The 759-nt window shown below is 50.7% G+C and carries 1 protein-coding gene; it reads left to right on the top strand.

What is annotated here, in order from left to right:
- Window positions 1–759, top strand: a 759-nt coding sequence (locus R7Q48_RS26860) for an alpha-1,6-glucosidase domain-containing protein (protein ID WP_318133289.1), incomplete at both ends; no start/stop codon positions are given.

Raw genomic sequence — 759 nt, 5'->3', positions numbered from 1 at the left:
GTTTCGAGCTGCATGAAGTTCAACAAAACTCTGCAGATGACATCGTGAAAGGCGCAAGCTTCGCAAATGAAACCTTCACTGTGCCAGCACTGACTACTGCGGTATTCGTACAGCCACAAGACGGCGCGCAAGGTGCGGGTCTGCCAGTCAATACGGACAACAAAGACGTATCGAGCATTCCTCCTTTCGGTGAAACCGTGGTTTACGTGAAAGGCACAATGAACAATTGGTCAGACAACAGCGACTGGGCAATGACTTTCATTGGCAACGGCATGTACTCAGTAACAGGCGTACTTGAAGCAGGCAGCCACGAGTTCAAATTTGCAGACACAGGTTGGGCAAATCCGAACATCGGTTGTTCTGTGGCAACAGTGGGCAGCGGCTCTCTGGAGCTAGGCGCAGACGAAAACTGTAAACTCACCGTCGCAGAAACAGGCAAGTACAACTTCACACTGAACGCGCTATACGTTCAAGATGAGAAAGTGGAAAAACCTGTGGTTTCCGTAACCAAATCTGCGGATGCACCAACGTTTGGTGAAACAGCACTGTACCTACGTGGCACCATCACAAGTTGGGACACTCCGGCGCAAGATTCAGCAGCGAAGGTCAGCTACGTCGCCAATGATGTTTATTCGCTAGACATTGACCTAGCTGCGGGTAGCTACGAGATGAAGATTGCAAGTGCAGACTGGGCAGCAGACACCAACTTCGGTGGTGAAGGCAGTGTTGAGCTTGGTAAAGCACTGACGATGGAAGTCG

Source organism: Vibrio sp. 378 (assembly GCF_033339435.1).
The sequence above is the reverse complement of the archived record's forward strand: the minus strand, read 5'-3'. Positions and strand labels throughout refer to the sequence as shown.